The sequence below is a fragment of the Pseudomonas sp. SST3 genome, from assembly GCF_003325755.1.
Map to the genome: position 1 here is coordinate 1 of NZ_QORI02000034.1, position 23,916 is coordinate 23,916.

Annotated in this window: 23 protein-coding genes and 1 pseudogene; 17 read left to right on the top strand and 7 right to left on the bottom strand. The window is 61.7% G+C overall.

Translation table 11 applies throughout. The features are described 5' to 3' along the window. A partial coding sequence (locus DQ405_RS21580) for a magnesium transporter CorA family protein (protein ID WP_446730905.1) occupies nucleotides 1-955 on the top strand: 955 nt, incomplete at its 5' end. Here DQ405_RS21580 and DQ405_RS21585 read toward each other — a convergent pair. The 4 genes from DQ405_RS21585 to DQ405_RS21600 form a co-directional block, all read right to left on the bottom strand. Continuing rightward, a complete protein-coding gene (locus DQ405_RS21585; RefSeq protein ID WP_168426061.1) occupies nucleotides 956-1,483 on the bottom strand; it encodes a hypothetical protein in 528 nt (175 codons plus the stop codon). It lies immediately after the preceding gene. An 84-nt stretch (nucleotides 1,484-1,567) separates the two neighbouring features. Further along, nucleotides 1,568-2,050, bottom strand: coding sequence for a GNAT family N-acetyltransferase (locus DQ405_RS21590; RefSeq protein ID WP_168426082.1), 483 nt, complete (start codon nucleotides 2,048-2,050; stop codon nucleotides 1,568-1,570). A gap of 290 nt (nucleotides 2,051-2,340) precedes the next feature. Beyond that, nucleotides 2,341-3,735 (bottom strand): argininosuccinate lyase, encoded by a 1,395-nt coding sequence (argH, locus tag DQ405_RS21595; protein WP_168426062.1) that lies wholly within the window; start codon nucleotides 3,733-3,735, stop codon nucleotides 2,341-2,343. A 166-nt stretch (nucleotides 3,736-3,901) separates the two neighbouring features. Continuing rightward, the gene (locus tag DQ405_RS21600) at nucleotides 3,902-5,833 is read right to left on the bottom strand and encodes a methyl-accepting chemotaxis protein (protein WP_168426063.1); all 1,932 of its coding nucleotides are present in this window, start codon (nucleotides 5,831-5,833) and stop codon (nucleotides 3,902-3,904) included. Nucleotides 5,834-6,099: 266 nt separating this feature from the next. On the opposite strand from DQ405_RS21600, the gene DQ405_RS21605 reads away from it, so the two are divergent. From DQ405_RS21605 to DQ405_RS21645, 9 genes and pseudogenes are all read left to right on the top strand, one after another. Continuing rightward, on the top strand, nucleotides 6,100-7,182 hold the full coding sequence (locus DQ405_RS21605; protein WP_168426064.1) for a sensor histidine kinase: 1,083 nt from the start codon (nucleotides 6,100-6,102) through the stop codon (nucleotides 7,180-7,182). Then, nucleotides 7,179-7,925: a LytR/AlgR family response regulator transcription factor gene (locus tag DQ405_RS21610; RefSeq protein WP_168426065.1), complete on the top strand. Its 747-nt coding sequence runs from the start codon at nucleotides 7,179-7,181 to the stop codon at nucleotides 7,923-7,925. The genes DQ405_RS21605 and DQ405_RS21610 overlap by 4 nt, the downstream gene beginning before the upstream one ends. A gap of 133 nt (nucleotides 7,926-8,058) precedes the next feature. Beyond that, complete coding sequence (gene hemC, locus DQ405_RS21615; protein ID WP_168426066.1) at nucleotides 8,059-8,997, top strand: hydroxymethylbilane synthase; 939 nt, start codon at nucleotides 8,059-8,061, stop codon at nucleotides 8,995-8,997. Continuing rightward, the gene (locus DQ405_RS21620; RefSeq protein WP_168426067.1) at nucleotides 8,994-9,764 is read left to right on the top strand and encodes a uroporphyrinogen-III synthase; all 771 of its coding nucleotides are present in this window, start codon (nucleotides 8,994-8,996) and stop codon (nucleotides 9,762-9,764) included. Before hemC ends, DQ405_RS21620 begins: the two co-directional genes overlap by 4 nt. A gap of 16 nt (nucleotides 9,765-9,780) precedes the next feature. Continuing rightward, entirely contained in the window at nucleotides 9,781-11,031 is a 1,251-nt protein-coding gene (locus tag DQ405_RS21625; protein WP_168426068.1) for a uroporphyrinogen-III C-methyltransferase, read from the top strand. Continuing rightward, nucleotides 11,028-12,266: a heme biosynthesis HemY N-terminal domain-containing protein gene (locus DQ405_RS21630; protein WP_168426069.1), complete on the top strand. Its 1,239-nt coding sequence runs from the start codon at nucleotides 11,028-11,030 to the stop codon at nucleotides 12,264-12,266. The genes DQ405_RS21625 and DQ405_RS21630 overlap by 4 nt, the downstream gene beginning before the upstream one ends. Before the next feature lie 118 nt (nucleotides 12,267-12,384). Beyond that, complete coding sequence (locus DQ405_RS21635; protein WP_168426070.1) at nucleotides 12,385-12,876, top strand: disulfide bond formation protein B; 492 nt, start codon at nucleotides 12,385-12,387, stop codon at nucleotides 12,874-12,876. A 254-nt stretch (nucleotides 12,877-13,130) separates the two neighbouring features. Continuing rightward, nucleotides 13,131-13,598, top strand: coding sequence for a sigma D regulator (gene rsd, locus DQ405_RS21640; protein ID WP_168426071.1), 468 nt, complete (start codon nucleotides 13,131-13,133; stop codon nucleotides 13,596-13,598). Nucleotides 13,599-13,703: 105 nt separating this feature from the next. Continuing rightward, nucleotides 13,704-14,475, top strand: a pseudogene (locus tag DQ405_RS21645) (AlgP family protein). On the opposite strand, the gene DQ405_RS21650 reads toward DQ405_RS21645, so the two are convergent. After that, nucleotides 14,454-14,930: a TIGR02444 family protein gene (locus tag DQ405_RS21650; protein WP_168426072.1), complete on the bottom strand. Its 477-nt coding sequence runs from the start codon at nucleotides 14,928-14,930 to the stop codon at nucleotides 14,454-14,456. The pseudogene DQ405_RS21645 and the gene DQ405_RS21650 overlap by 22 nt on opposite strands. 67 nt (nucleotides 14,931-14,997) lie before the next feature. Between DQ405_RS21650 and DQ405_RS21655 the strand changes: the two genes are divergently transcribed. The 5 genes from DQ405_RS21655 to DQ405_RS21675 are packed head-to-tail and all read left to right on the top strand — an operon-like array spanning nucleotide 14,998 to nucleotide 19,415. Next, a complete protein-coding gene (locus DQ405_RS21655) occupies nucleotides 14,998-16,908 on the top strand; it encodes an ATP-binding cassette domain-containing protein (RefSeq protein WP_168426073.1) in 1,911 nt (636 codons plus the stop codon). Next, nucleotides 16,905-17,486, top strand: coding sequence for a mechanosensitive ion channel family protein (locus DQ405_RS21660; RefSeq protein ID WP_168426074.1), 582 nt, complete (start codon nucleotides 16,905-16,907; stop codon nucleotides 17,484-17,486). Before DQ405_RS21655 ends, DQ405_RS21660 begins: the two co-directional genes overlap by 4 nt. Nucleotides 17,487-17,491: 5 nt before the next feature. Then, nucleotides 17,492-18,253 carry a TerC family protein gene (locus DQ405_RS21665; RefSeq protein WP_168426075.1) on the top strand — a complete coding sequence of 254 codons (762 nt, stop codon included), beginning with the start codon at nucleotides 17,492-17,494 and terminating at the stop codon, nucleotides 18,251-18,253. Between the two features lie 53 nt (nucleotides 18,254-18,306). Further along, a complete protein-coding gene (locus DQ405_RS21670) occupies nucleotides 18,307-18,939 on the top strand; it encodes a LysE family transporter (protein WP_168426076.1) in 633 nt (210 codons plus the stop codon). A gap of 14 nt (nucleotides 18,940-18,953) precedes the next feature. After that, the gene (locus DQ405_RS21675) at nucleotides 18,954-19,415 is read left to right on the top strand and encodes a YaiI/YqxD family protein (protein WP_168426083.1); all 462 of its coding nucleotides are present in this window, start codon (nucleotides 18,954-18,956) and stop codon (nucleotides 19,413-19,415) included. Nucleotides 19,416-19,457: 42 nt separating this feature from the next. Here the strand turns inward: DQ405_RS21675 and DQ405_RS21680 are convergent, their stop codons facing one another. Beyond that, nucleotides 19,458-19,928, bottom strand: a complete 471-nt coding sequence (locus tag DQ405_RS21680) for a thioesterase family protein (RefSeq protein ID WP_168426077.1) — start codon at nucleotides 19,926-19,928, stop codon at nucleotides 19,458-19,460. Between the two features lie 158 nt (nucleotides 19,929-20,086). Then, the gene (elbB, locus tag DQ405_RS21685; RefSeq protein ID WP_168426078.1) at nucleotides 20,087-20,749 is read right to left on the bottom strand and encodes an isoprenoid biosynthesis glyoxalase ElbB; all 663 of its coding nucleotides are present in this window, start codon (nucleotides 20,747-20,749) and stop codon (nucleotides 20,087-20,089) included. 316 nt (nucleotides 20,750-21,065) lie between these two features. Between elbB and hemB the strand changes: the two genes are divergently transcribed. Both hemB and ppk1 read left to right on the top strand, forming a co-directional pair. Then, complete coding sequence (gene hemB, locus DQ405_RS21690) at nucleotides 21,066-22,079, top strand: porphobilinogen synthase (protein ID WP_168426079.1); 1,014 nt, start codon at nucleotides 21,066-21,068, stop codon at nucleotides 22,077-22,079. A 19-nt stretch (nucleotides 22,080-22,098) separates the two neighbouring features. Further along, nucleotides 22,099-23,916 (top strand): polyphosphate kinase 1 (gene ppk1, locus DQ405_RS21695; protein ID WP_168426080.1); only part of this gene is annotated, 1,818 nt, incomplete at its 3' end.

Consider the following 23,916-nt stretch of genomic DNA (forward strand, 5'->3'; position numbering starts at 1 on the left):
GTACTGCCTAGAAAATGGCGCGCTGGTGCGGCGCGTTACCGAAAACCTGCAGACCTTGCCCGACAACGTCCTGTGGGTCGACCTGCTATCGCCAGACCAGCAGGAAGAGCGCTTCATCGAATCGGCGTTGGGGCTGGATATTCCGACCCGCGAAGAACTGGCGGAAATCGAGGACTCATCGCGTTTTTATGATGAGGACGGTGCCATCTTCATGACCACGACGGTCGTGATGGGGATCGCTGAACGGCGTCCGGAAAATGCCGAAGTGACCTTCGTCCTGACCAAGCGCAGCCTGGTCACGGTCCGTTATAGTGAGCTCAGTGCGTTTCGCCAGTTCGAAGCCACGCTTTCGCGACAGCCCTCGAGTTATGCGACCAACCATCAGATCTTTCTGGCACTGGCGGACGCCGTGGTCGATCGCATTGCCGATGTGCTGGAAAGCGTTCAGATCGAGTTGCAGACGTTGTCACGGCGCATCTTCGACGAGCGAAAGGAGCAGCGCAGGGACCTGCAGCAGATCATTCAGCAGCTAGGGCAGCATCGCTCGTTGCTGTCACAGCTGGGTGAAAGCCTGTTCAGCTCGAGTCGGCTGATTGCCTTTTATCGCCTACGCGCTGGCGAGCGCGGGCAGGGTGTTGCCAAGGGGCTGTTGAAGGCGCTCGAGCGGGACGTACGCTCGTTGGGCGAACACCAGGCGCGCCTGCTCGGTGACATTGCATTTCTGCTCGATGCGACCCTGGGCCTGATCAGCATCGAGCAGAACAGCATCATCAAGGTGTTCTCTATCGCCGCCGTGTTGTTCCTGCCACCGACTCTGGTCGGGACGGTCTACGGGATGAACTTCGAGTACATGCCCGAGCTCGGTTGGCCGTTCGGCTACCCGATGGCCCTGGGGATGATGGTCATATCGGCGATCATTCCCTACGCCTGGTTCAAGTTCCGTGACTGGCTCTGATCAGCCGAAGAAATACAACACGACGCAAAAGGCGCCAAACAGCGCCCAAACACTGGCGAAAATCAGTGGAGTACGCAACGAGAAGAGCAGGGTGCGCTTGTAGCGATGGCCGCCAGCCGGACTATTGCCTTCGCCGAAAAGGGCGGATTCGTGGTTCGGCAGCAAGGCTGCGTGCCCTTCGATCTGCAGTAATTCGGCCTGCTTCTGATGCCAGCGCTCGATCACATCGAAACTGGACCTGATGCCTGGCATGGCGTGAAAGGACGTCAGCAAGCCGAGACCGGCCAGGATCGCCGGTACCACCAGGCGAAACAGGCTGCCCCACTCCGGGTTGGTATTGGCCATGGACGACGCGAAGGCGATCATCAGAAATGACTGAGACGATAGGTAGGAACTGGTGCGTTCGCTCAACACGCCGGACTCGAAATGGATTTCGGAGCGGTAGAAGGTCAACCGATCCTTGGGCGAATCGAAAACTTCAGCACCTTGAGTGTCCTGATTGAGCAATAGGGTTTTTAGGTCTGTCATGGAGGCAGCAACGTTAGGGCGTCAACCGTTTGGGCGCCTGCTGCAGTGTTGAGTTCCCCGCAAGGCCAACCGTCGGCGCGATCCTTAAGGTTGTTCCGCCAACGCTAGCAGCGCAGCGCCTGTCAGGCGGTAGGTTGTCCATTCCTCCTGCGGACGCGCGCCGAGTGATTCATAGAACTGGATAGCCGGTTCGTTCCAGTCCAGCACGGACCATTCGAAGCGACCACAGTCATGTGCCAATGCAAGGCGTGCAAGATGCTTCAGCAGCGCCTTGCCTGCACCGGTGCCGCGAGCCTCGGGGGTGACGTACAGGTCCTCCAGGTACAGCCCGTTACGGCCGAGCCAGGTCGAATAATTAAAGAAGTAGACCGCATAGCCGATCGGCTGACCATCGCGCTCGCAGATCAGCGCACTGGCGCTGGCGTCTTGGCAGAACAGGCTGGTTTCGATGCCGGCAACGTCGGTCTTTACTTCATGCTCGGCGCGCTCGTAGATCGCCAGCTCGGTAATGAAACGCAGGATCAGCGCAGCGTCTTCGCGGGTGGCGGGGCGGATGTTCAGGGGCATGGCGCTCTCGACGAAAAAGTAGGTGGTCATCCGTAGAGCAGTACCACCACACTCAGTGGTACCGCTACGAGTAACAGAAAGCCCAAGGCCAAGGCTGTGCGGCAGCCAGGGCCACTAGGGTCGGACACGCTAAGCGGCGCTCGCGGAAACCTGCCAAATGACAGCAGGCGTAATACGAGCCAGCCGGTCGCGTAAAAGAGGCGGTAGAACACGACTTCCAGGATGACCTCAAGCACGCACTTAACCAGCCAGAGGAAGCCTTGTAGCAGCACGTCCACCGCAACTAGCCACTAGCGGACAGATAGCAATTGGCGACCACGCTGAACGGCAGCGCGTACCTGTGCCGGTGCGGTGCCACCGATATGGTCGCGAGCGTTTACCGATCCTTCGAGCGTTAGCACCGCGAAGACGTCGTCGGTGATCTGGTCGCTGAACTGCCGCAGCTCGTCCAGGCTCATTTCGGCCAGGTCTTTGCCCGTCTGCACGCCGTGCTTCACCGCATGGCCGACGATCTCGTGGCAATCACGGAATGGCAGACCCTTGCGTACCAGGTAGTCGGCCAGATCCGTGGCGGTGGAGAAGCCACGTAGCGCCGCTTCTCGCATGATTTCGCGCTTGGGCTTGATGGCCGGAACCATGTCGGCGAAGGCGCGCAGCGAGTCGCGCAGCGTGTCGGCGGCGTCGAACAGCGGTTCCTTGTCTTCCTGATTGTCCTTGTTGTAGGCCAGCGGCTGGCCCTTCATCAGTGTCAACAGGCCGGTCAGCGCGCCGAACACGCGGCCGGTCTTGCCGCGTACCAGCTCGGGTACGTCCGGGTTCTTCTTCTGCGGCATGATCGAGGAGCCGGTGCAGAAGCGGTCAGGCAGGTCGATGAACTGGAACTGCGCGCTGGTCCAGAGCACCAGCTCTTCGGAGAAGCGCGACAGGTGCATCATCGCAACGGAAGCGGCGGCGCAGAATTCGATGGCGAAGTCGCGATCGGAGACGCCATCCAGCGAGTTGCTGGAGATCGCCTCGAAGCCCAGCAATTCGCAGGTTATCTCGCGCTGAATCGGGTAAGTGGTACCGGCCAGTGCGGCCGAGCCCAGCGGCATGCGATTGGTGCGCTTGCGGCAGTCGACCAGGCGTTCGTAATCTCGCGAGAGCATTTCGAACCAGGCCAGCAGGTGGTGACCGAGCGTCACGGGCTGGGCGGTTTGCAGGTGGGTGAAGCCGGGCATGATGGTGTCCGCTTCGGCTTCGGCCAGACCCAGCAGGCCCTGCTGCAGACGAGTGATTTCGCCGAGGATGGTGTCGATTTCGTCGCGCAGCCACAGGCGAATGTCGGTGGCGACTTGGTCGTTGCGGCTGCGGCCGGTGTGCAGCTTCTTGCCGGTGACGCCGATGCGGTCGGTCAGACGCGCCTCGATGTTCATGTGCACGTCTTCCAGGTCGACGCGCCAGTCGAAGGTGCCGGCCTCGATTTCGGCCTGGATTTCTTTCAGGTTGGCGATGATCTCATCGCGTTCGGCATCGCTCAGCACGCCGGCCTTGGCCAGCATCGTAGCGTGGGCGATCGAGCCCATGATGTCGTGACGGTAGAGGCGCTTGTCGAACTCGACGGAGGCGGTGAATCGGGCGACGAAGGCGTCGACGGGCTCGCTGAAGCGGCCGCCCCAGGACTGGTTGGTCTTGTCGGTGCTCATGAATGCGCTCGCTGAATCGGATGGGCGAAAGAAGGCGGAATAATAACAGGGTTCAGTGACCCCTCGCCCGGCCGGCCGACTGCCCATCACGCCGACGAGCCGTCCTTGGGGGAGGCAACGCCGACGGGTTTCAGATGAGATTGCTGCGCAGAGCCCCCTGTCCGGATCAGGCCCTGAACTGGCCGAGGCTGGCGTCGAGTCGTTGGGCCAGCTTGCCCAGCTCCCGGCCGCTCGCGGCGGTGGCGGTGACCGCTTCTGCGGATCGCTCGGCCTCGGTCAAAATCACCTGTACGCGTTCGCGTACCCTGGTCGCGGTGCCAGCCTGCCGCTCGGCCCCGCGTGTCGCGTCCTGTACGGCGTCGTGCACCTGCGTCACGGCGAGCTGCAAGGCTCGTTGCAGCTCGCGGCTGTTGGTGAGTGAAGCCAAGCCGCTGTCGGCCTGCTGGCCGGTGCTGCTGATCGCCGAAACGGCATCGTGGGCGCCTCGCTGCAGACTCTCGATATGCGCGCGGATATCGCCAGTCGATTGCTGGGTCTTGCTGGCAAGCGCACGTACCTCATCTGCTACCACGGCGAAGCCGCGACCGCTTTCGCCGGCGCGTGCCGCCTCGATGGCAGCGTTCAGCGCGAGCAGATTGGTCTGTTCGGCGATGCCTTGGATAACCGTTAGCACCACCTCGATCTGCTCACTCTGCTTGGCCAGTTTCTCGATCACACCAGCGCTGCTCCGTACGCCTTCGCCGAGCGCTTCGATCGTTTTTTCGACCTGATTGGATATCGCCTCGTTGTCGATTGCCGCCTTGCGGATTGATGCGACCTGCTCCAAGGCGGCCTGCATCGCCCGGCTGTCATCCTGGGCGTGACGTGTCATCTCGGCGAGCGCTTCCAAGCTGCCGGCGACCTCGTCGCGCTGGCGTTCGGCGGAGGCCGCTGCCGAGGCGCTACGGGTGCCCAGCGCGTCGATTTCGGCGCCGGTCTGCATGGCGATGGCGCGCGCCTCCTGGACGATGGGTTGAAGCTTGGCCAGGAACAGGTTGACCGCATCGGCCATGTCGCCGACTTCATCAGCGCTATGAATTTCCACGCGCTGGGCGAGATCGCCGTGGCCTGCCGACAGGCCTCGCAGCGCTGTCACCAGCAGGCCCAGGCGGCGCAGTACCTGGCGGCCCAGCACCAGGGTGACGGCAATCAGCAGCAAGGCACCGGTCACCGCCAGGCCAAGGCTGATTTGCCATAGCAGAGTGGTTGATGAGCGCTTTACGGCCTTCTGGCTGTTCGCATCGATGGTTTCGGCCACGCCGGCAGCTGCGGCCAGACGCGCTCCCAGGATTTTCGCGCTGTCGCTCGCGGTGGCGGCGAGGCCTGTTTCGACCAAGCTCGCGGTACCGGTGATCAGCGTCTGGAAGCGGCTGTTGAACGCGCTGAGCTCGGTGCTAACCGCTGATGTAGAAAGGCCGAGAATAACCCGCCCGATTTCTGCCCCCTTGGGGTTGATGGCGGTTTTCGCGAGGTAGAACGCCGGATCGTTTTCGGCCGCAGACAGGACCTTGTCGAATGCGGTACGACCATCGCCCTTGTCCAGCAATGCCTTGACCCTCGGATCCTTGCGATTCAAATGGCGAGTGAGCTGATTGCCATCGGCATCGAAGTAGACGACAAAGACCACAGCCGGGTTCTGGTGGGCCATCCTGACGAACTCGGTCAGGGCAGGAATATCGTTGTCCCAGATCGCCGCGGGCGCGACGCCGGCCAGCAGAACGGCCAAGTCATCGCCTGATTGCTTGAGGTGGCGTTCAAGCACCTCCTGCAGTTGCGTCTGCTCAGCGGTGAGCCGCTGTGTCAGGCCCTGCGCGAGGTCGTCCTGCATGCGCTCGGACAGGCTGGATAAGCCGTTGCGTACTTCCACATCGGCGGACTGAAGCTCGCCCAGCAGACGCGCGGCGTCAGCGCTCAGGCTTTCTTGCATCTCCTGCTCCAGTGCCCCGATTGTGCCGCGCGTCAATGCAAGGGCGACCACCACCTGGACTACGACGGCGGCAAGCAGCGTGAGGAAAACCGGACGCAGCAAGCGGCTACGCAAAGAGGAAAACAGCAGCACGGCTCATACCTCCTGCCGCAACGGCAGTCAGTGGTTGATGGGGTTTATTGATATTGTTATGCCACTATTCTGGTATCGGCACGTACGGCCATCTGTTTAATTTATTTTTGCCGTCCGGTTGATCATCCGGTGTCGTACTCAAGTTGCGAAGGTCAATCACAACCGATTCGCGGCAGCTCGCATAGACTACGCATGCAGCTCGCGCGCATTCCGCGTTTTTCGGTCTGTTCATTGCGTTGGGCCCTGGCCGTGCGGAAACTCGATCCATGCAAATAAAAAGGCTTAACCGGCCACGTGCCGCTGCTCCGGCGGATGATTTTTTCGTGCCGGAACTGTGCGAGCCGGAAGCGCTGCTCGGGCTGGTTCTGCTTGCCGAATTGCTGGTGCTTGTCCTGGTGCTGGCCGAGCCGATGCAGCCGGGCTTCAACTGGATGCGCCTGGCGCTGACGTCGCTGTTCGTGCAGTGGGTGATGCTGTTGTCGGCCGGCCTGACCTGCCAGCTGCGGCCGCTACTGGCGCGATTGTCGCCCTGGATGGCGGGACTCGTCTGCTGCGCGCTGGTGGTCGGGTTGACGCTGGCGTGTACCGCGGTGGCCGATATCTACCAGTTGGGTGGCCCGCTGACGCGCGTCGGCGAGGTGAATCTGTATCTGCGACACGCGCTGATCAGCCTGATCATGTCCGGTTTGCTGCTGCGCTATTTTTATCTGCAGAGCCAATGGCGGCGGCAGGAGCAGGCCGAGCTCAAGGCACGCATCGAGTCGTTGCAGGCGCGTATCCGTCCGCATTTTCTGTTCAACAGCCTGAACAGCATTGCCAGTCTGGTCGTGACCGATCCGGGCAAGGCCGAGCAGGCGGTGCTCGATCTGTCCGACCTCTTCCGCGCCAGCCTGGCGCGTCCCGGTACGCTGGTGCCCTGGTGCGAGGAGCTGGAGTTGTCGCGTCGCTACCTGTCGATCGAGCACTACCGCCTGGGCGAGCGGCTGCAGGTCGAGTGGCAGGTCGATGGCGTGCCGGATGATTTGCCGATTCCCCAGCTAACACTGCAGCCGTTGTTGGAGAACGCGCTCATTCATGGAATACAGCCGCGAATCGAGGGCGGGGTGGTTTGCGTGGCGGCGCATTATGCCGATGGTGTGTTTCATTTGGAGGTCAGCAATCCATTCGATGACACCGCTAAGACGCTGCCGTCTCGGGGTACCCAGCAGGCTCTGCACAATATAGACGCACGACTAACGGCACTTTTCGGCCCCGCAGCGAGTCTCAGCGTGAAGCGGCGTAACGCCCGTTACTCCATCTGTCTACGCTATCCGTGTGCGACACAAAAGCAGGAAGCCAGATCCATATGAATGTGCTGATTGTCGATGACGAACCTCTAGCCCGCGAGCGCCTTGCCCGACTGGTAGGTGACCTTGACGGCTATCGTGTCCTGGAACCTTCCGCCTCCAATGGCGAGGAAGCGCTGTCCCTGATTGAGGAACTGCGTCCCGATGTCGTGTTGCTGGATATCCGTATGCCAGGCCTCGATGGCCTTCAGGTCGCAGCCAAGCTCTGCGAACGTGATGCGCCCCCCGCCGTGATTTTCTGCACGGCTCATGATGAATTCGCGCTGGATGCGTTTCAGGTCAGCGCGGTTGGCTATCTGGTCAAGCCGGTACGTCCGGAACATCTCGCCGAGGCGCTGAAAAAGGCCGAGCGCCCGAACCGGGTTCAACTCGCTGCCCTTACCCGGCCTGCTGCCGTTTCCGGTACCGGGCCGCGCAGCCACATCAGCGCCCGGACCCGCAAGGGCATTGAGCTGATTCCGCTGCCCCAGGTGATCTACTTCATTGCCGATCACAAGTACGTCACCTTGCGTCATGAGGGCGGCGAAGTATTGCTGGACGAGCCGCTGAAGGCGCTGGAGGACGAGTTTGGCGATCGTTTCGTGCGAATCCACCGCAATGCGCTGGTTTTTCGCGACCGCATCGAGCGGCTGCAGCGTACCCCGCTTGGTCATTTCCAGCTTTTCCTCAAGGGCCTCGAGGGCGAACCGCTGACGGTCAGTCGGCGACATGTCGCTGGCGTCCGCAAATTGATGCAGAACCTCTGAGTCGCGTAGCCGGAACAGCCCCGTTTCGTACGGGGTGCTGGGCGTGCGCTGCCGCCTTTCCTTGATTCGGGCCAACCCGGTGGCGGGGCGCGGCCTGTTATCATCGGCGGCAGTTCAATTGCAGGAATTGCCCATGTCTCGCGAAATTCGCATCGCCACACGCAAGAGTGCCCTGGCCCTTTGGCAGGCCGAATACGTTAAGGCGCGCCTTGAAGCCGCCCATCCCGAGGTGACCGTCAGCCTGGTACCCATGGTCAGCCGCGGGGACAAGCTGCTCGATGCGCCGTTGGCGAAGATCGGTGGCAAGGGGTTGTTCGTCAAGGAATTGGAAACGGCACTGATGGAGAACCAGGCGGATATCGCCGTGCATTCCATGAAGGACGTGCCGATGGAATTCCCCGAGGGGCTTGGTTTGTATTGCATCTGCGAGCGTGAGGATCCGCGGGATGCCTTCGTCTCCAATCATTTCGAGAATCTCGACGCGCTACCGTCCGGCGCGGTGGTCGGCACGTCCAGCTTGCGGCGCCAGGCGCAGCTGCTGGCACGACGCCCGGATCTGAAGATCCAGTTCCTGCGTGGTAACGTCAATACCCGTCTGGCCAAACTCGACGCCGGTGAATACGACGCCATCATCCTCGCCGCCGCCGGCCTGATTCGCCTTGGGTTTGGTGAGCGCATCCGCTCCAGCATCAGTGTCGAGGACAGTTTGCCGGCAGGTGGTCAGGGCGCGGTCGGTATCGAGTGTCGCACCGGCGATACCGAACTGCACCAGCTCTTGCAGTGCATGAACGATCCGCAAACGGCGCTGCGTGTCAGTGCCGAGCGCGCGTTGAACCGCCATCTGAATGGTGGCTGCCAGGTACCGATTGCCTGCTATGCGGTACTTGAAAGCGATCAGCTGTGGCTGCGTGGCCTGGTCGGTCAGCCGGACGGTGCCTTGCTGCTGCGCGCAGAAGATCGGGCGCCGGTTGCCGAGGCAGAGGCCTTGGGCGTGCGGGTTGCTGAAGCCCTGCTGGCGCAGGGCGCGGCAAAGATTCTGCAGGACGTTTACGGTGAGGCCGGCAAGGCGTGAGCAGCTGGCGTCTGCTGCTGACGCGCCCCGCGGAAGAATGCCTCGCCCTGGCTGCGACGCTGTCCGAGGCCGGTATTCATAGCGCCAGCCTGCCACTGCTCGCCATCGAGCCGCTGGAAAACGTGATCGAACAGCGCGCCACGATGCTGAAACTGGACCACTACTGTGCTGTGGTGGTGGTGAGCAAGCCCGCCGCCAAGCTGAGCCTGGAACTGCTCAATCGGTATTGGCCGCATCCGCCGGTCGGTCAGGTCTGGTTCAGCGTCGGTGCCGCCACCGGCACCATCCTGAAAGACTACGGCCTGGATGTCAGCTGGCCTGCCAGCGGTGACGACAGCGAAGCGCTGCTGATTTTACCGCGCCTGGCTGAGGCGCTCGATGTGGCTGAGCCAAAGGTGCTCATTTTACGCGGCGAAGGCGGGCGCGAGCATATTACCGAGACGCTTCGTCGCCGTGGCGCTCAAGTGGACAGCCTCGAGTTGTATCGGCGCTGCTTACCCGACTATCCCCAAGGGGCCCTGGCTAAAACCCTTCGTTCGGAACGGCTGAATGCCATGGTGGTCAGCAGTGGGCAGGGTTTGCAGTCGTTGCACGAGCTGGCGGGATCCGACTGGCCCGCGTTGCGTGAACTACCCTTGTTCGTACCCAGCCCTCGTGTGGCCGAGATGGCCGCGACCTTGGGCGCCAAAACAATAGTGGACTGCCGCGGTGCCGGAACCGCGGCTTTGCTGGCGGCGCTACGGGGTAATCCCGCACCCGCCTCCTGATGCAAAGGATGGAAACGTGAGCGAAGTAGATTCGGATAAGGCAGCACAGCAACCTACGGGCAACGATCCCGTCACGCCACAAAAACCCGTCAAGAAAGAGCCCTCGAAGGAATCGAAAGAGCCGCCGAAGACTCCACCGCCCGGAACGTCGCCTGCAGCCGCCTCCGATTCGCGTGGTGGCGGCAAGGCGCTGGCTGGCCTCGCTCTGCTGGTCGGCCTGGCGGGTCTCGCGGCCGGCGGTTACAGCGTCTGGCAGACCCAGCAGCTGGCCGAGCAAGAGCGTCAGCAAGTCGATGCTGCTCAGGCGACGCGCGAGCAGGCACGTCAGCTGGACCAGCGCAGTCAGCAACTTACTAGCCGTCTCGCCCGACTGGAGCAGCTGCCGTCGGCGGAACAGCTGGAAGACCGCCGCCGCCTGCTTTCGGAGCTGCAAAGCGATCAGCAGCGCCTCTCGGGACGGGTCGAGCAGGTGCTCGGCGCCAGTCGTGAGCAATGGCGGTTGGCTGAGGCCGAGCACCTGTTGCGTATGGCGATGTTGCGCTTGTCGGCCATGCAGGACGTGAACAGCGCCGAGTCGCTGATCGCCGAGGCCGACCTGATCCTGCGCAAGCAGGACGATCCCGGTGCCTACGGCGCACGGCAGAAACTGCTTGAGGGGCTCGAGGCGTTGCGCAGCTTGCCGGAGCTAGACCGCACCGGGCTGTTTCTGCAACTGGGCGCTTTGCGAGGACAGGCCAATCAGCTCAGCGGTCTGGCGCCGGAGTTCGAAAACGGGCCGAGCCAGTCCGCGGCGCAGGGTGATAGCCGCTGGCGGCAATGGCTGGACGAGCTGACGCGCTACGTCCGAATCGATTTCAATGCGGGTACTGATGTCAAACCGCTACTCGCTGGCCAGAGCCTGGCACAGGTGCGGCTGGCTCTGTCGCTGGCTATCGAGCAGGCGCAGTGGGCTGTGCTCAATGGCAACGAGGAAGTCTATCGGCAGTCGCTGGATCAGGCTGCTCGCTTGATCGAAGACCATTTCAGCGAGGAGAACGGCCAGAGTCGCGGCCTACGAGATCGCATCGAGCAGCTTGCCAAGCGGCAGGTCTCGGTCACTCTGCCGGACCTGGCGCCTGCCTTGCAGACTCTCCAGGCCTATGTGCAAAAGCGCGAATCCGCCGAAAATAGTGAGCCTGCCAGTCGCGACGAACGCGACGAATCAGCTGGCGAGGCCGCGCAACCGGCTGAAGCCGAGCAGACGGCTGAAGGGGATCTGCGCACATGAAGCGATTGGCGATTTTTGTAGTCATCCTGCTCGCGGTCGTCGGCTTCCTCGGCTGGGCCATCTATCAAGATTCCGGCTACGTCCTGATCAGTTACGACCGCTTTCGCTACGAATCGAGCTTTTGGATTTTTCTCGGCCTGATCGCCTGTCTCTGGCTGTTGGCCACGGTGCTTCACTGGCTGCTCGGGTTGCTTCATGCGTCCGGCACGCTAGTCAATCCCTGGTCGAGGCGCCACCGCGCGCGGCGTGTCGCCAAGGCTTCGCGTTCGGGCCTGCGGGAGCTGGCCGAAGGGCAGTGGAGCCACGCGCTTGGCCATTTGCGTGTCGCGGCCGAACATGATCGCTTGCCGCTGGTGCATTACCTCGGTGCCGCCCGTGCCGCGAGCGAGCTCGGCGAGCATGAACAGAGTGACGAGTTGCTGCGCCAGGCTCGCGAGCGTGAACCCGAGGCCGGGCTGGCCGTCGGTCTGACGCAGGCCCAGCTGCAGATCGCACGGGGCCAGTACAGCGAGGCGCGGGAATCCCTGACGCTGCTGCACAACGAACACCCGCGTCACCCCTATGTGCTGACTCTGCTGCAGCAGCTCTACGTACAGCTGCAGGACTGGCCCGCGCTGTGCCGGCTGCTACCGGAGCTGCGCAAGCATCGTGTGCTGACACCGGCACGCTTGGACGAGCTGGAACTGCTGGCCTGGACTGCTGCCTTGGAACAGGCCGGTCAAGCGCAGACTGAAACACCGGAGGATGCGCAGCAGGCGCTGAATCAGCGCTGGCAAGCCGTGCCGAGCAAGCTGCGTAACGAGCCGCTGCTGGTGCGGGCCTATGCCGACGGCTTGAGCCGGTCGGGCGCGGAAGAGAAAGCGGAAGAGGTGCTCCATGCAGCGCTCAAGCGCCAGTTCGACGATCGTCTGGTCGAACGCTATGGTCGCGTCCGCGGGCGAGAGCCGGCGCGCCAGTTGGCCCATGCGGAGGGTTGGTTGAAGGGGCACCCGGAAAATGCCGAACTGCTGCTCGCGCTGGGTCGCCTGAGTCTGCGTAACGAGTTCTGGGGCAAGGCGCGTGATTATCTGGAAGCGAGCCTGCGCCTGGATCATCGTGCCGAGACCTGCGCCGAATTGGCCCGTCTGCTCGCGCAGCTTGGCGACAAGGAGCGCAGTAACCGGCTGTTCCAGGAGGGGCTCGGGCTCCTCGATCAACCCGGCGCCAATCGGTTGCAGGTGATCAGCAACGGCTAGCGACCTGCGGGGCGCGGGGCGGACAGCCGTCTGGCGCCCCGCGTCGATTTTCCGTATGGCTTGCAGCCCGCCGCGTGCAGCACTACCGTAGCGAACTTTTCCTGTCTGCGGAGTCACCATGAACCTGGCCAGCCCACGTTCGCTGTTTCTTCTGGCTTTCATCGGCTGTGCGCTGATGATGATCGCTGCGCTGTATCTCGAGCATGTGGTGGGGTTGGCGCCATGTCCCCTGTGCATCGTTCAGCGGATCTGCGTGATCGCCTTCGGTCTGGTCTGCCTGATCGCTGCGCTTCACGGGCCACGCAAGACCGGCCGCCGCGCTTATTCGGTATTGGCGCTGCTGTTCGCTGTTGCAGGCGGTGCCACGGCGATACGCCAGATCTGGCTGCAGAACATGCCGGCCGATCAGTTGCCGAGCTGCCTGCCTAGCCTCGACTACATGATGGATGCGCTGCCGTTTCAGGAAATTGCCCGGTTGGTACTCCACGGTACGGCCGAGTGCGCCGAAGTCAGCTGGACGCTGCTGGGCATGAGCATCCCGGAATGGACCTTGTTGGCATTCATTGCGATGGCTCTGTTCTGTTTCTGGCAACTGCTGCGGCGCGATTGAGACATTTTGTCGGGTCGGGCGAATGATCGCTGCGCTTGGCGGTCAATGGACCAGAGCGAAGCGATCTGCTCCTGCCGCTGGCTGGATGAAATTCATTCCTGCTGCTTGATGCTTCGGTCGCCGCAGCTTAGTCTGCTCTGGCAGCGTCGGTTTCCTGCCAATATCGCTGCCACTCACCCAAGGCCGATATCCCAAGACAAAAAACCGTCTCGGAAGGCGCAACAGGCATCATCGATTAGGGAAGTGAGGTCATCATGCTCGAGAGCTGTCGGAACGCCCAGGAACGCTGGGGAGGTGTACACCTGCTGATCGACCGCTGGCTGCAAGAACGCCATGCCTTGATCAACGCATTCGATGGACTGCATGTCAGCGACGCGGCCACGGCAAGTCGCCCCGCCTTGCAGAAATTCTGCGAAATCCTGCTCGACTATGTGTCGGCTGGGCATTTCGAAATCTACGAGCAGCTGCTCAATGAAGCCGAAGCGTTCGGTGACAGGCGCGGCCTCGACCTGGCCCGCCAGATATACCCGCGCATCGAAGCCATCACCGAAGTGGCGGTGGCCTTCAATGATCGTTGCGATAACGGCGACTGCCTGAACAGCCCGGGCCTGCCGGACGAGTTGAAGCGACTGGGGCAGCTATTGCATGAGCGCTTCGAACTCGAGGATTGCCTCATCGAAGTGCTGCACACCGCGCATAAGCAGGCAGCTGCGACGGCCTGATCCGCGATCAGGATGAGTGGAGCCGCCATGCTGTGGCATGGCGGTCTGTTAGTGGATTTCTGGGAACGTCAATCCGACTGACCCATCCCGTCAGGAGGCGTCTTCATGCCCGCAAAGAAGGACTCGGTCACCACCCCGCTGCATCTGCTGCAGCAGTTGTCGCACAGCTTGGTGGTGCATTTGCAAAAGGCTTGCAGCGAGGCGCAAAAGGACGCAGAGGTTCTGCTGGCCAAACTTGGAAAAACAGCGCGGCAAGACGCAGGAAAAGGTCGTCAAGGCGCGCGCCAAGCTTGAAGAAGCCGGTGGCGCCGGGAAATCGAAGGCTCAAACCAAGGCCCGCGCCAAGCTGGCCGAGCTGGACGAAATGCTCGCTGTGCTGCAGGCGCGGCAGAGTGAAACGCTGAATTACCTCTCTGAGTTGAAGCGTGATGCGGAGCAGAGCCTGAAGCTCGCCCAAGGCATCACGCAGGTCGAAAACGCTGCGGGTCAGGCCCTGGCGTCACGCGGCAAGCCTGCTGGCCCGCGTGTCGCGGCTCGAAGCAAGACTTCTTCCGGTAGATCGGCACCTGCGGCGGCCACGCCTGCAGCTAGCAAGCCGGCAACAGGCAGGGCTTCCACCAGCACTTCGCGTTCGACCGCCAGTCGCGCCAAAGCCGCCGCTGCGAAGAACAGCGCTGCGGCGAAGCCGACCGAAGCGAAGGCGCCGGCTGCCAAGGTGCCAAGTACTTCTCGCCGCCGTCCCGCCAGTAATGCTGGCAAGCCGGCTCCAGCCACAGACGCTTCGGTTGCCAAGCCCGCGCCGGCGAAGAAGCCGGTAGCCCGCAAGCCGGCGGCAGACAAACGCGAAGCCGTAGCTCAGTCTCCGGACGCAAGCTGAGACGCAGCCGCGTATCGCAGTGTGTTCAGGGATATCTGCGGCTCGTCGCTGAGGTCGGCGCAGAGCTGATCCAGCCAATCTGCCGACCCACGGCTTGCCGGCCAATGCTCCGCTACTGACTGCAAACGAAGCAGCTGGATCTGCTCGGCCTCGAGCTCCAGCTGCTTGATCCGACCTCGTAGGCTCGCCAGATCGCTGTCCCGATTCGCTTGCTCACGCCAGCTTTGGCGAAGGCCCCGCAGCGGGGCGACCACTTGGGTTCGCCAGTCGTCACTGACGGCCTTTAGCTGCTCGAGTCGTGCGCCATCACAGGCGATGCGGCGGCATTCCAGCCAGGCGCCAGCCAGCAGCAGACAAACGTCCGCGCCGGCCGCTTGCAGTTCGAGGCAGGCGACTTCCACGCCGGGCTGGGCGTAGCAGGCAAGAGCAAAGCTCCAGAGATCGTCACGCTTCATAGGGTCGGTTATTTTTTATAAGCAGCCGGATGGATTTCCGGGCGACCTGATAAACTCCGCCGCCATTATGATCCGACTTCAGAATCTGACTCTACAGCGCGGCCCCCAGCGTCTGCTGGAAGGCGCCGAGCTGACCCTGCACCCCGGCCAGAAGGTCGGACTGGTTGGCGCCAATGGTGCCGGCAAGTCCAGCCTGTTTGCGTTGCTGCGCGGCGGATTCACACCCGATGGCGGCGATTGCCAGTTGCCACCGGACTGGCGCATCGCCCACATGCGTCAGGAGGTCGATACGCTCGAGCGCCTGGCCGTCGACTATGTCCTCGATGGCGACACCGAGCTGCGTCGTGTTCAAGGCGCACTCGCCGTTGCCGAGGCTGCTCATGACGGTACCGCTCTGGCGCGTCTGCATACCGAACTGGACAACGCCGACGGTTACACCGCCGATGCCCGAGCGCGCAAACTGCTCGCAGGCCTGGGCTTTGCCAACGAACAGATGGATCTTCCGGTCAGCAGCTTTTCTGGCGGCTGGCGAATGCGCCTGAACCTGGCCCAGGCGCTCATGTGTCCGTCCGACCTGTTGCTGCTCGACGAACCCACCAACCACCTCGATCTGGATGCCATTCTCTGGCTGGAAGCCTGGCTCAAGAGCTATCCGGGCACGCTGATGCTTATCTCTCACGACCGCGATTTCCTCGACGAGGTGGTTGGTAACGTGGTGCACGTCGAACAGCGCAAGCTCACGCTCTATCGCGGCGGTTATTCGGCCTTCGAACGGGCACGCGCCGAGCGCCTGGCGCAGCAGCAGCAAGCGTTCGAGAAGCAACAGGCGCAGCGCGAGCACATGGAAGATTTCATTCGGCGCTTCAAAGCCAAGGCGAGCAAAGCGCGCCAGGCGCAGAGCCGGATCAAGGCATTGGAAAAGCTCGAGGAGCTGGCGCCGGCGCATATTGATTCGCCGTTCGACTTCGTTTTCCGAGAAGCCGACAAAGTCTCCAATCCGCTGCTTGATCTGGCTGAAGGGCGTCTTGGCTACGGCGACAAGCAGGTGCTGGACAAGGTCAAGCTGCAGCTGGTGCCCGGCGCACGGATCGGTCTGCTCGGTCCCAACGGTGCGGGCAAGTCGACGCTGATCAAGACGCTGGCGAACGAACTGCAGCCATTGGGTGGCCGTCTGCAGCGTGGCGAGAATCTGGTGATCGGCTATTTCGCCCAGCATCAGCTCGACGCCCTGGACGCCAAGGCCAGCCCGCTGTTGCACTTGCAGCGCATTGCACCGGGCGAGCGTGAGCAGGTCCTGCGCGATTTTCTGGGTGGTTTCGATTTTCGCGGCAATCGCTGCGACGAGCCTGTCCTCAATTTCTCCGGCGGTGAAAAGGCGCGGCTGGCATTGGCACTGGTCGCCTGGGGCAAGCCCAACCTGCTGCTGCTCGACGAACCGACCAACCACTTGGATCTGGAGATGCGCCTGGCTCTGACGCTGGCGCTACAGGATTTCGAGGGTGCGGTGTTGGTGGTGTCACACGATCGCCATCTACTTAAGAGCACGACCGACGAGTTTCTGTTGGTGGCGGAAGGGCGGGTCGTCACCTTCGACGGAGACCTCGAAGATTACGCGCGATGGCTGGCAGATTTCCGCGCCCGCCAGCAGCCGGTGAGCGCAACCGAGCCATCCGGCGACAAGACCGACAAACGCGCCTTGCGTCAAGCGGCTGCTGCTTTGCGGCAGCAGTTGGCGCCGCTCAAGCGCCAGGCGGACAAGTTCGAACAGGATCTGGTCGGTGTTCATGACAAGCTGGCCGTGCTGGAGCAGCGACTCGGTGATACCGCACTCTATGAGGTGGCGCGCAAGGATGAGTTGCGTGGGCTGCTGGCCGAGCAAGCGGAACTGAAAGTGCGCGAGGGCGAGCTGGAGGCGGCCTGGCTGGAAGCTCTGGAAGCCCTGGAAAACCTGCAAGGGCAGCTTGAGGGCAGCGCATGAACGAGTCACTGCTGCTACTGGTCCAGCAGTGGCGCGACCCGCTATTGCTCGGGCTGCAGGTCATCCTGATCCTGTTTGTCGCCTACCTGTTGCAACGGCTGGTGGCGCGCGGGCTGGAACGGCTGGGCAGGCGTTATCCGTTACCGCCTGAACTGCTGCTGCCGCTGCGGGGCGGTATTCGCTGGTTCATTCTGGGCGGTGCGCTGATCATGGTGCTCGAGCGCTTCGGGGTTTCGGCAACCGTTCTCTGGACCGCCTTCTCCGGGTTTGTTGCGGTCGCCGCCGTCGCCTTTTTTGCGATCTGGAGCGTGCTGTCCAACCTGCTTTGCGCCGTGCTCATCATGACGGTGGGACCTTTTCGGCTGGGCGATTTGGTGGAGCTGGTGGAGAGCTTCGACAAGCCCATCGTCAAGGGTCGAGTGATCGATATCAACCTGCTCTACACCACGCTGGAGGAAATCTCCGAAAGCGGAACTGGTGCGATCGTTCAGGTGCCAAATAGCTTGTTCTTTCAGAAGGTCGTGCGCCGCTGGCGCGGGACTGACATCCAACCTTCCAATCACAGCACACACGAGTAGCATTCATGGAATGGCTTAGCAGCCCGGAAATCTGGGTAGCGTTTCTGACGCTGACCGCCTTGGAAATCGTCCTTGGTATCGACAACATCATCTTCATATCCATTCTGGTCGGACGTTTACCCAAGGAGCAGCAACCCAAGGCGCGCTTCTTCGGGCTGGCCCTGGCGATGGGTACGCGGATTCTGTTGCTGTTGTCGATTGCCTGGGTAATGCGCCTGACCAATGACCTGTTTACGGTATTCGAGCAGGGCGTATCCGGGCGCGACCTGATTCTGTTCTTCGGTGGTTTGTTCCTCTTGTTCAAGAGCACCATGGAAATCTGGCACAGCGTCGAAGGCGAAGAGGGGCAGGACGGCACCACTGGCGGCGCGGTCAAGGCGGGCTTCGTCGGCATCATCCTGCAGATTGCGGTGATCGATATCGTCTTCTCGCTGGACTCGGTAATTACCGCAGTGGGCCTGGTGGACAATGTGCAGGTGATGGTTGCAGCGATCGTCATAGCCGTTGGGGTGATGATGTTGGCGGCCGGCACCATCAGCGACTTCATCGAGAAGCATCCGACGCTGAAGATCCTCGCGTTGTCGTTCCTGATCGTGGTGGGCACGCTGCTGGTTGCCGAAGCCTTTGGTGCTCATGTGCCCAAGGGCTATGTGTACTTCGCCATGGCTTTCTCGCTAGCGGTTGAAGCGCTCAACATCCGCATGCGCAAGGCGATGAATCGCAAGCTGAAAGAGCCTGTAAAGCTCGGCAAGGATATGCCGGACTGAGGACCATAGCCGGCTGCGTCTGCTCGGCGCAGCCAATGGTATGAGGATCAACCATGACGTTCGAAACCTGGCTTGCCTTCTTTGTCGCCTGTTGGGTCATCAGCCTGTCGCCGGGCGCGGGGGCGATCGCCTCGATGTCCTGTGGCTTGCAGTACGGCTTCTGGCGCGGCTACTGGAACGCCATAGGGCTGCAGATCGCGCTGGCGCTGCAGATCGCAGTCGTGGCGGCCGGAGTAGGCGCCGTGTTGGCGACCTCTTCACTGGCCTTCAGCCTGATCAAGTGGTTTGGTGTCGCCTATCTGCTCTGGCTCGCCTTGAAGCAGTGGCGAGCGCTGCCGGAAATGCTCGACGACAGTGCCGCCCCTCGGCCGATCGGTCGGCCGCTGGTACTGGTGCTCCGCGGCTTTCTGATCAACGCCAGCAACCCGAAAGCCATCGTGTTCATACTTGCAGTGTTGCCGCAGTTCCTCGATCCGCAGGGAGACCTGGTGGTGCAGTACCTGCACATGGGGGCCACGATGGTGGCCGTGGATCTGGTCGTCATGGCGGGCTATACCGGTCTGGCGGCGAAGGTGTTGCGGTTGTTACGCACGCCGCGCCAGCAACGCTTGGTCAACCGCAGCTTCGCCGCCATGTTCGCTGGTGCGGCGGCCTTGTTGGCGACGGTGCGGCGGGCGGCTATATGACAACGGCTGAGCCTTTGCGGGTGTGGGTCGACGCCGATGCCTGCCCGAAGGCGGCGAAAGAGCAACTGATCAAGTTCGCTCTCAAGCGCAAGTTCGAAGTGCTGCTGGTGGCGGGGCAGAGTCAGATCAAGCCGGCCTTCGCCTGTGTTCGCCTGATCGTGGTGCCGAGTGGCCCGGATGCTGCGGACGATTACCTGGTCGAGCATGCCCAGCCGGGCGAACTGGTGATCTGTAGCGATGTGCCGCTGGCCGACCGTCTGGTCAAGAAGGGCGTGGCTGCGCTCGATCCACGAGGGCGAGAATTCGATGAGCGCAACATGGGCGATCGTCTGGCAGTACGGAATCTATTCACAGATCTGCGTGAGCAGGGGCAGGTCGGAGGTGGTCAGGCTGCTTATGGCGAGCGTGATCGCCAGGCGTTTGCCAATGCGCTGGATCGCTTGCTGACCCAACTGACGCGAGCCAGGGCTCGCTAGCCGATACCATTCGGCGCTTTCTTCGCTTCCGGCTTGTACGGATCAGCCGCAAAGATAAGTACCTGTCCCTACCGCTACTAGCACACCGTCCTCGTTATGCAGCTCGGAGCGAACCACTGCTACCTTGTTGCCGGAGCGCAACAGCGTCCCGCTGGCGCTAAAGCGCTTGCCACGCCCGGGACGCAGGTAGTCGATGCGCAGATCGATGGTGCCGAGACGTGAGAGGCGCAAGGCGCGCTCTTCAGTGGTCAGATGCTGGTGCTTTTCGAAGGCGCCAATGAGCGCCATGGCACCGCCAACAACATCGAGCAGCGACGCAATCACGCCCCCGTGCAGAATGCCGTGGAAGAAATTGCCGACCAGTTCGGGCTTCATCGGCAAATGCATCACGACCCGCTCGCGGGACACTTCATCCAGCTCGATACCCAGGTATTCGTTGAAAGGAATGCGGGTGAAGAGCTGGCGCACGGCTTGTTGTTGTTCTTCGATGGTGTCTATCTTGTGCTGGGGCATGGGTGCGGCTTCCTGGCAGATCGCCCAAAGCTGCCGGAGCGAGCGGCGATTGACCAGTGGCGCGGCCGGAGCGCCGGTACGATTGGCCGTATAGCCCCCAGGCTGAACGAAAAATCCCGAGCCTGGGCTCGGGATGCGGGGGCATGCTCGGCGAGCGGTTATTTGTTGGTGAGTTCCAGTACTCGATCGACCAGCTTGTAGATACCCGATGCTGCTTCGCTGATTGATTGCGCGAGCATATAGGCGGGGGTCGTGACCAGTTTGTGTCGCGGATCTTCGACAATGTCCGTGACCTCGCATGGCTGATGCTCAACGCCCATTTCCCTCGACGCGGCCGCGGCAGGATCATCATCGTGGCCCAGCGTGCAGATCACGCCGGGTCCGAATATCCGCGCCGCCATGGTCGGGGCAATGCACATCATCCCGATCGGCTTGCCTGCCTTGGCGAACGCCTGCGCAACGGACAGCACGTCTGGAAGGATCGTGCAGCCAGCGCCCTGGCTGGCAAAATCGGAGAGATTCTTCGCTGCACCGAACCCGCCGGGCATGATCAGCGCATCGAACTCCGTGGCATTCGCTTCGCGCAGATCCTTGATCTCGCCTCGCGCCAGGCGTGCGGACTCGGTCAGCACGTTGCGACTCTCCGGCATTTCCTTGCCGGTCAGGTGGTTGATTACATGCATCTGCTCGATATTCGGTGCGAAGCACTGAACCGTGGCGCCACGCTGATCCAGTCGCAGCAGGGTGATCACGCTTTCGTAGATTTCCGAGCCGTCGTAAACGCCACAGCCGGAAAGAATTACGGCGACTTTTCTGTTCATTAGGGTTACTCCTGGTCAGGTTCAACGGCCCGGCAAGCGAGCTGGGCGAAGTGATCGATGCTAATCCTTGGCGCTCTTCTAAGTAAGCCCGTATATGGTCGTTAGATGGCCCATAGTGACGGGTGTTCAGTCCCGCAATCGGCTATGCATCAGGTCTAACCCGGGAGATTGCTTGATCAAAGCACTGGCAGTGCCTGCCGTGGCTGGCGACAATGAAGCCACTTCGGTGGTCGACGCGGATGGCTTTGTCATCAGGCAGTCATAAAGTCGGCTTATAAACGTCATATTCGCCCGTCTTGCGGGCCAGGAGTTCGCTGTGAGTTTCGTTCCCGCCAATCGACTGTTTCCCGCTACGCGTCTGCGTCGGAATCGCCGGGACGATTTTTCCCGCCGGCTGGTTCGCGAGCATGTACTGAGCGTGGACGACCTGATCCTGCCTGTGTTCGTCCTCGATGGCGAGAACCGCCGCGAGCAAGTGCCATCCATGCCGGGCGTGGAGCGGTTGTCCATCGATCTGTTGCTGCAGGAAGCAGAAGAGCTTGTAGCGCTGGGCATTCCGGCGCTGGCGCTGTTCCCGGTGACGCCGCTGGAAAAGAAGTCGCTGGACGCCGCTGAAGCCTGGAATCCGGACGGCATCGCCCAGCGTGCCACGCGTGCATTGCGTGAGCGCTTCCCGGAGCTGGGCATCATTACCGACGTGGCGCTCGATCCCTTCACCACTCATGGCCAGGACGGCATTCTGGACGAACAGGGCTATGTGCAAAACGACGTAACCGTCGATGCGCTGGTTCGCCAGGCCCTGTCCCATGCCGAGGCTGGTGCTCAGGTCGTGGCGCCTTCAGACATGATGGATGGGCGTATCCAGGCGATCCGCGAGGCGCTTGAAGTGGCCGACCACCACAACGTGCGCATCATGGCTTATTCCGCCAAGTACGCCAGCGCCTACTACGGCCCCTTCCGTGATGCGGTGGGTTCGGCCGGAAACCTGGGCAAGGGCAGCAAGAACACCTATCAGATGGACCCGGCCAACAGCAACGAGGCGCTGCACGAAGTGGGTGCCGATCTCGCCGAAGGCGCAGACATGGTCATGGTCAAGCCTGGAATGCCCTATCTCGATATTCTCTGGCGGGTAAAAGATGCCTTTCGCGCGCCGACCTTCGTCTATCAGGTCAGCGGTGAATATGCGATGCACATGGCCGCCATCCAGAATGGCTGGTTGAGCGAGGCAGTAATCCTTGAATCGCTGACCGCCTTCAAGCGCGCGGGTGCGGATGGCATTCTGACCTACTTCGCCAAACAGGCCGCTCAACAATTAAAACAGGGCCAGTGAGCCCCGCCGAGGCAGATCGATGACCAACCAGGGACTCAGCGAAAGCGAATTGCAGCGTGTAACCAGCGAAGCACAACCTCTCGAGGAGTTGGCTCCGCCAGCGCCTGAGGTGGAGAAGCCAGAGGACGCGCCAGCGCCGCCGCAACCTGTGCCGAACCTGGACGACAACAGCCTGTATATCCACCGCGAGTTGTCGCAGCTGCAGTTCAACATCCGCGTGCTGGAGCAGGCGCTGGACGAGTCTTATCCGATGTTGGAGCGGTTGAAGTTTCTGTTGATCTTCTCCAGCAACCTGGATGAATTCTTCGAAATCCGCGTTGCCGGTCTGAAAAAACAGGTCACCTTCGCTCGCGAACAGGCAGGTGCCGATGGCCTGCAGCCCCATCAGGCATTGGCGCGGATTTCCGAGCTGGTCCACGAGCAGGTCAGCCGGCAATATTCGATCCTCAATGAAGTCCTGCTGCCCGAGCTGGCCAAGCATCAGGTGCGGTTCATTCGTCGCCGTCACTGGACGACCAAGATCAAAGCCTGGGTGCGTCGTTATTTTCGCGACGAGATCGCGCCGATCATCACCCCGATCGGTCTGGACCCGACCCATCCCTTCCCCTTGCTGGTGAACAAGAGCCTCAACTTCATTGTCGAGTTGGAAGGCATCGACGCCTTTGGTCGCGATTCGGGGTTGGCGATCATTCCGGCGCCACGACTGCTGCCTCGGGTGATCCGCATTCCCGAAGAGGTTGGCGGCGCTGGTGCCAACTACGTGTTCCTGTCGTCGATGATTCACGCGCACGCGGACGACCTGTTTCATGGCATGAAGGTTAAGGGCTGTTACCAGTTCCGCTTGACGCGCAACGCCGACCTGTCGGTGGATACCGAAGATGTCGAAGATCTGGCCCGGGCGCTTCGCGGCGAGCTGATCTCCCGGCGTTATGGCGATGCGGTGCGGCTGGAGGTGGTCGATACCTGTCCGACGCACCTGGCCGATTTTCTGCTCAAGCAATTCAGTCTGAGCGAGAGCGAACTCTATCGGGTCAACGGGCCGGTCAACCTGACCCGACTGTTCGGTATCACTGGGCTCGATAGCCATCCGGAATTGCAGTACACGCCATTCACTCCGGCAATCCCAAAATTGCTGCAGAACAGCGAGAACATTTTCACCGTTGTCGGCAAGCAGGACATTCTGCTGCTGCATCCCTACGAATCGTTCACGCCCGTGGTCGACCTTCTGCGAGAGGCTGCCAAGGATCCCTGCGTGCTGGCCGTCAAACAGACGCTGTATCGCTCCGGTGCCAATTCGGAAATCGTCGATGCGCTGGTGGAAGCGGCGCGTAACGGCAAGGAAGTTACGGCAGTCATTGAGCTGCGCGCGCGCTTCGATGAAGAATCCAACCTGCAGTTGGCCAGCCGGCTGCAGCAGGCCGGTGCAGTGGTGATCTACGGCGTGGTTGGCTACAAGACCCACGCCAAGATGATGCTGATTCTACGCCGTGAAAATGGTGAGCTGCGGCGCTACGCTCATCTGGGGACCGGCAATTACCACGCTGGCAACGCTCGCCTGTATACCGATTACAGCCTGTTGACGTCAGACGATGCGCTCTGTGAGGACGTCTCCAAACTGTTCAGTCAGTTGATCGGGATGGGCAAGACCATGCGCATGAAGAAGCTTCTGCATGCGCCGTTCACTCTGAAGAAAGCGCTGCTCGACATGATCGCTCAGGAGACTCTTCACGCCAGCGAAGGCAAGCCGGCGCATATCATTCTCAAGGTCAATTCGCTGACCGATGCGAAGATGATTCGAGCTCTGTACAAGGCCAGTCAAACCGGGGTGCGGATCGAT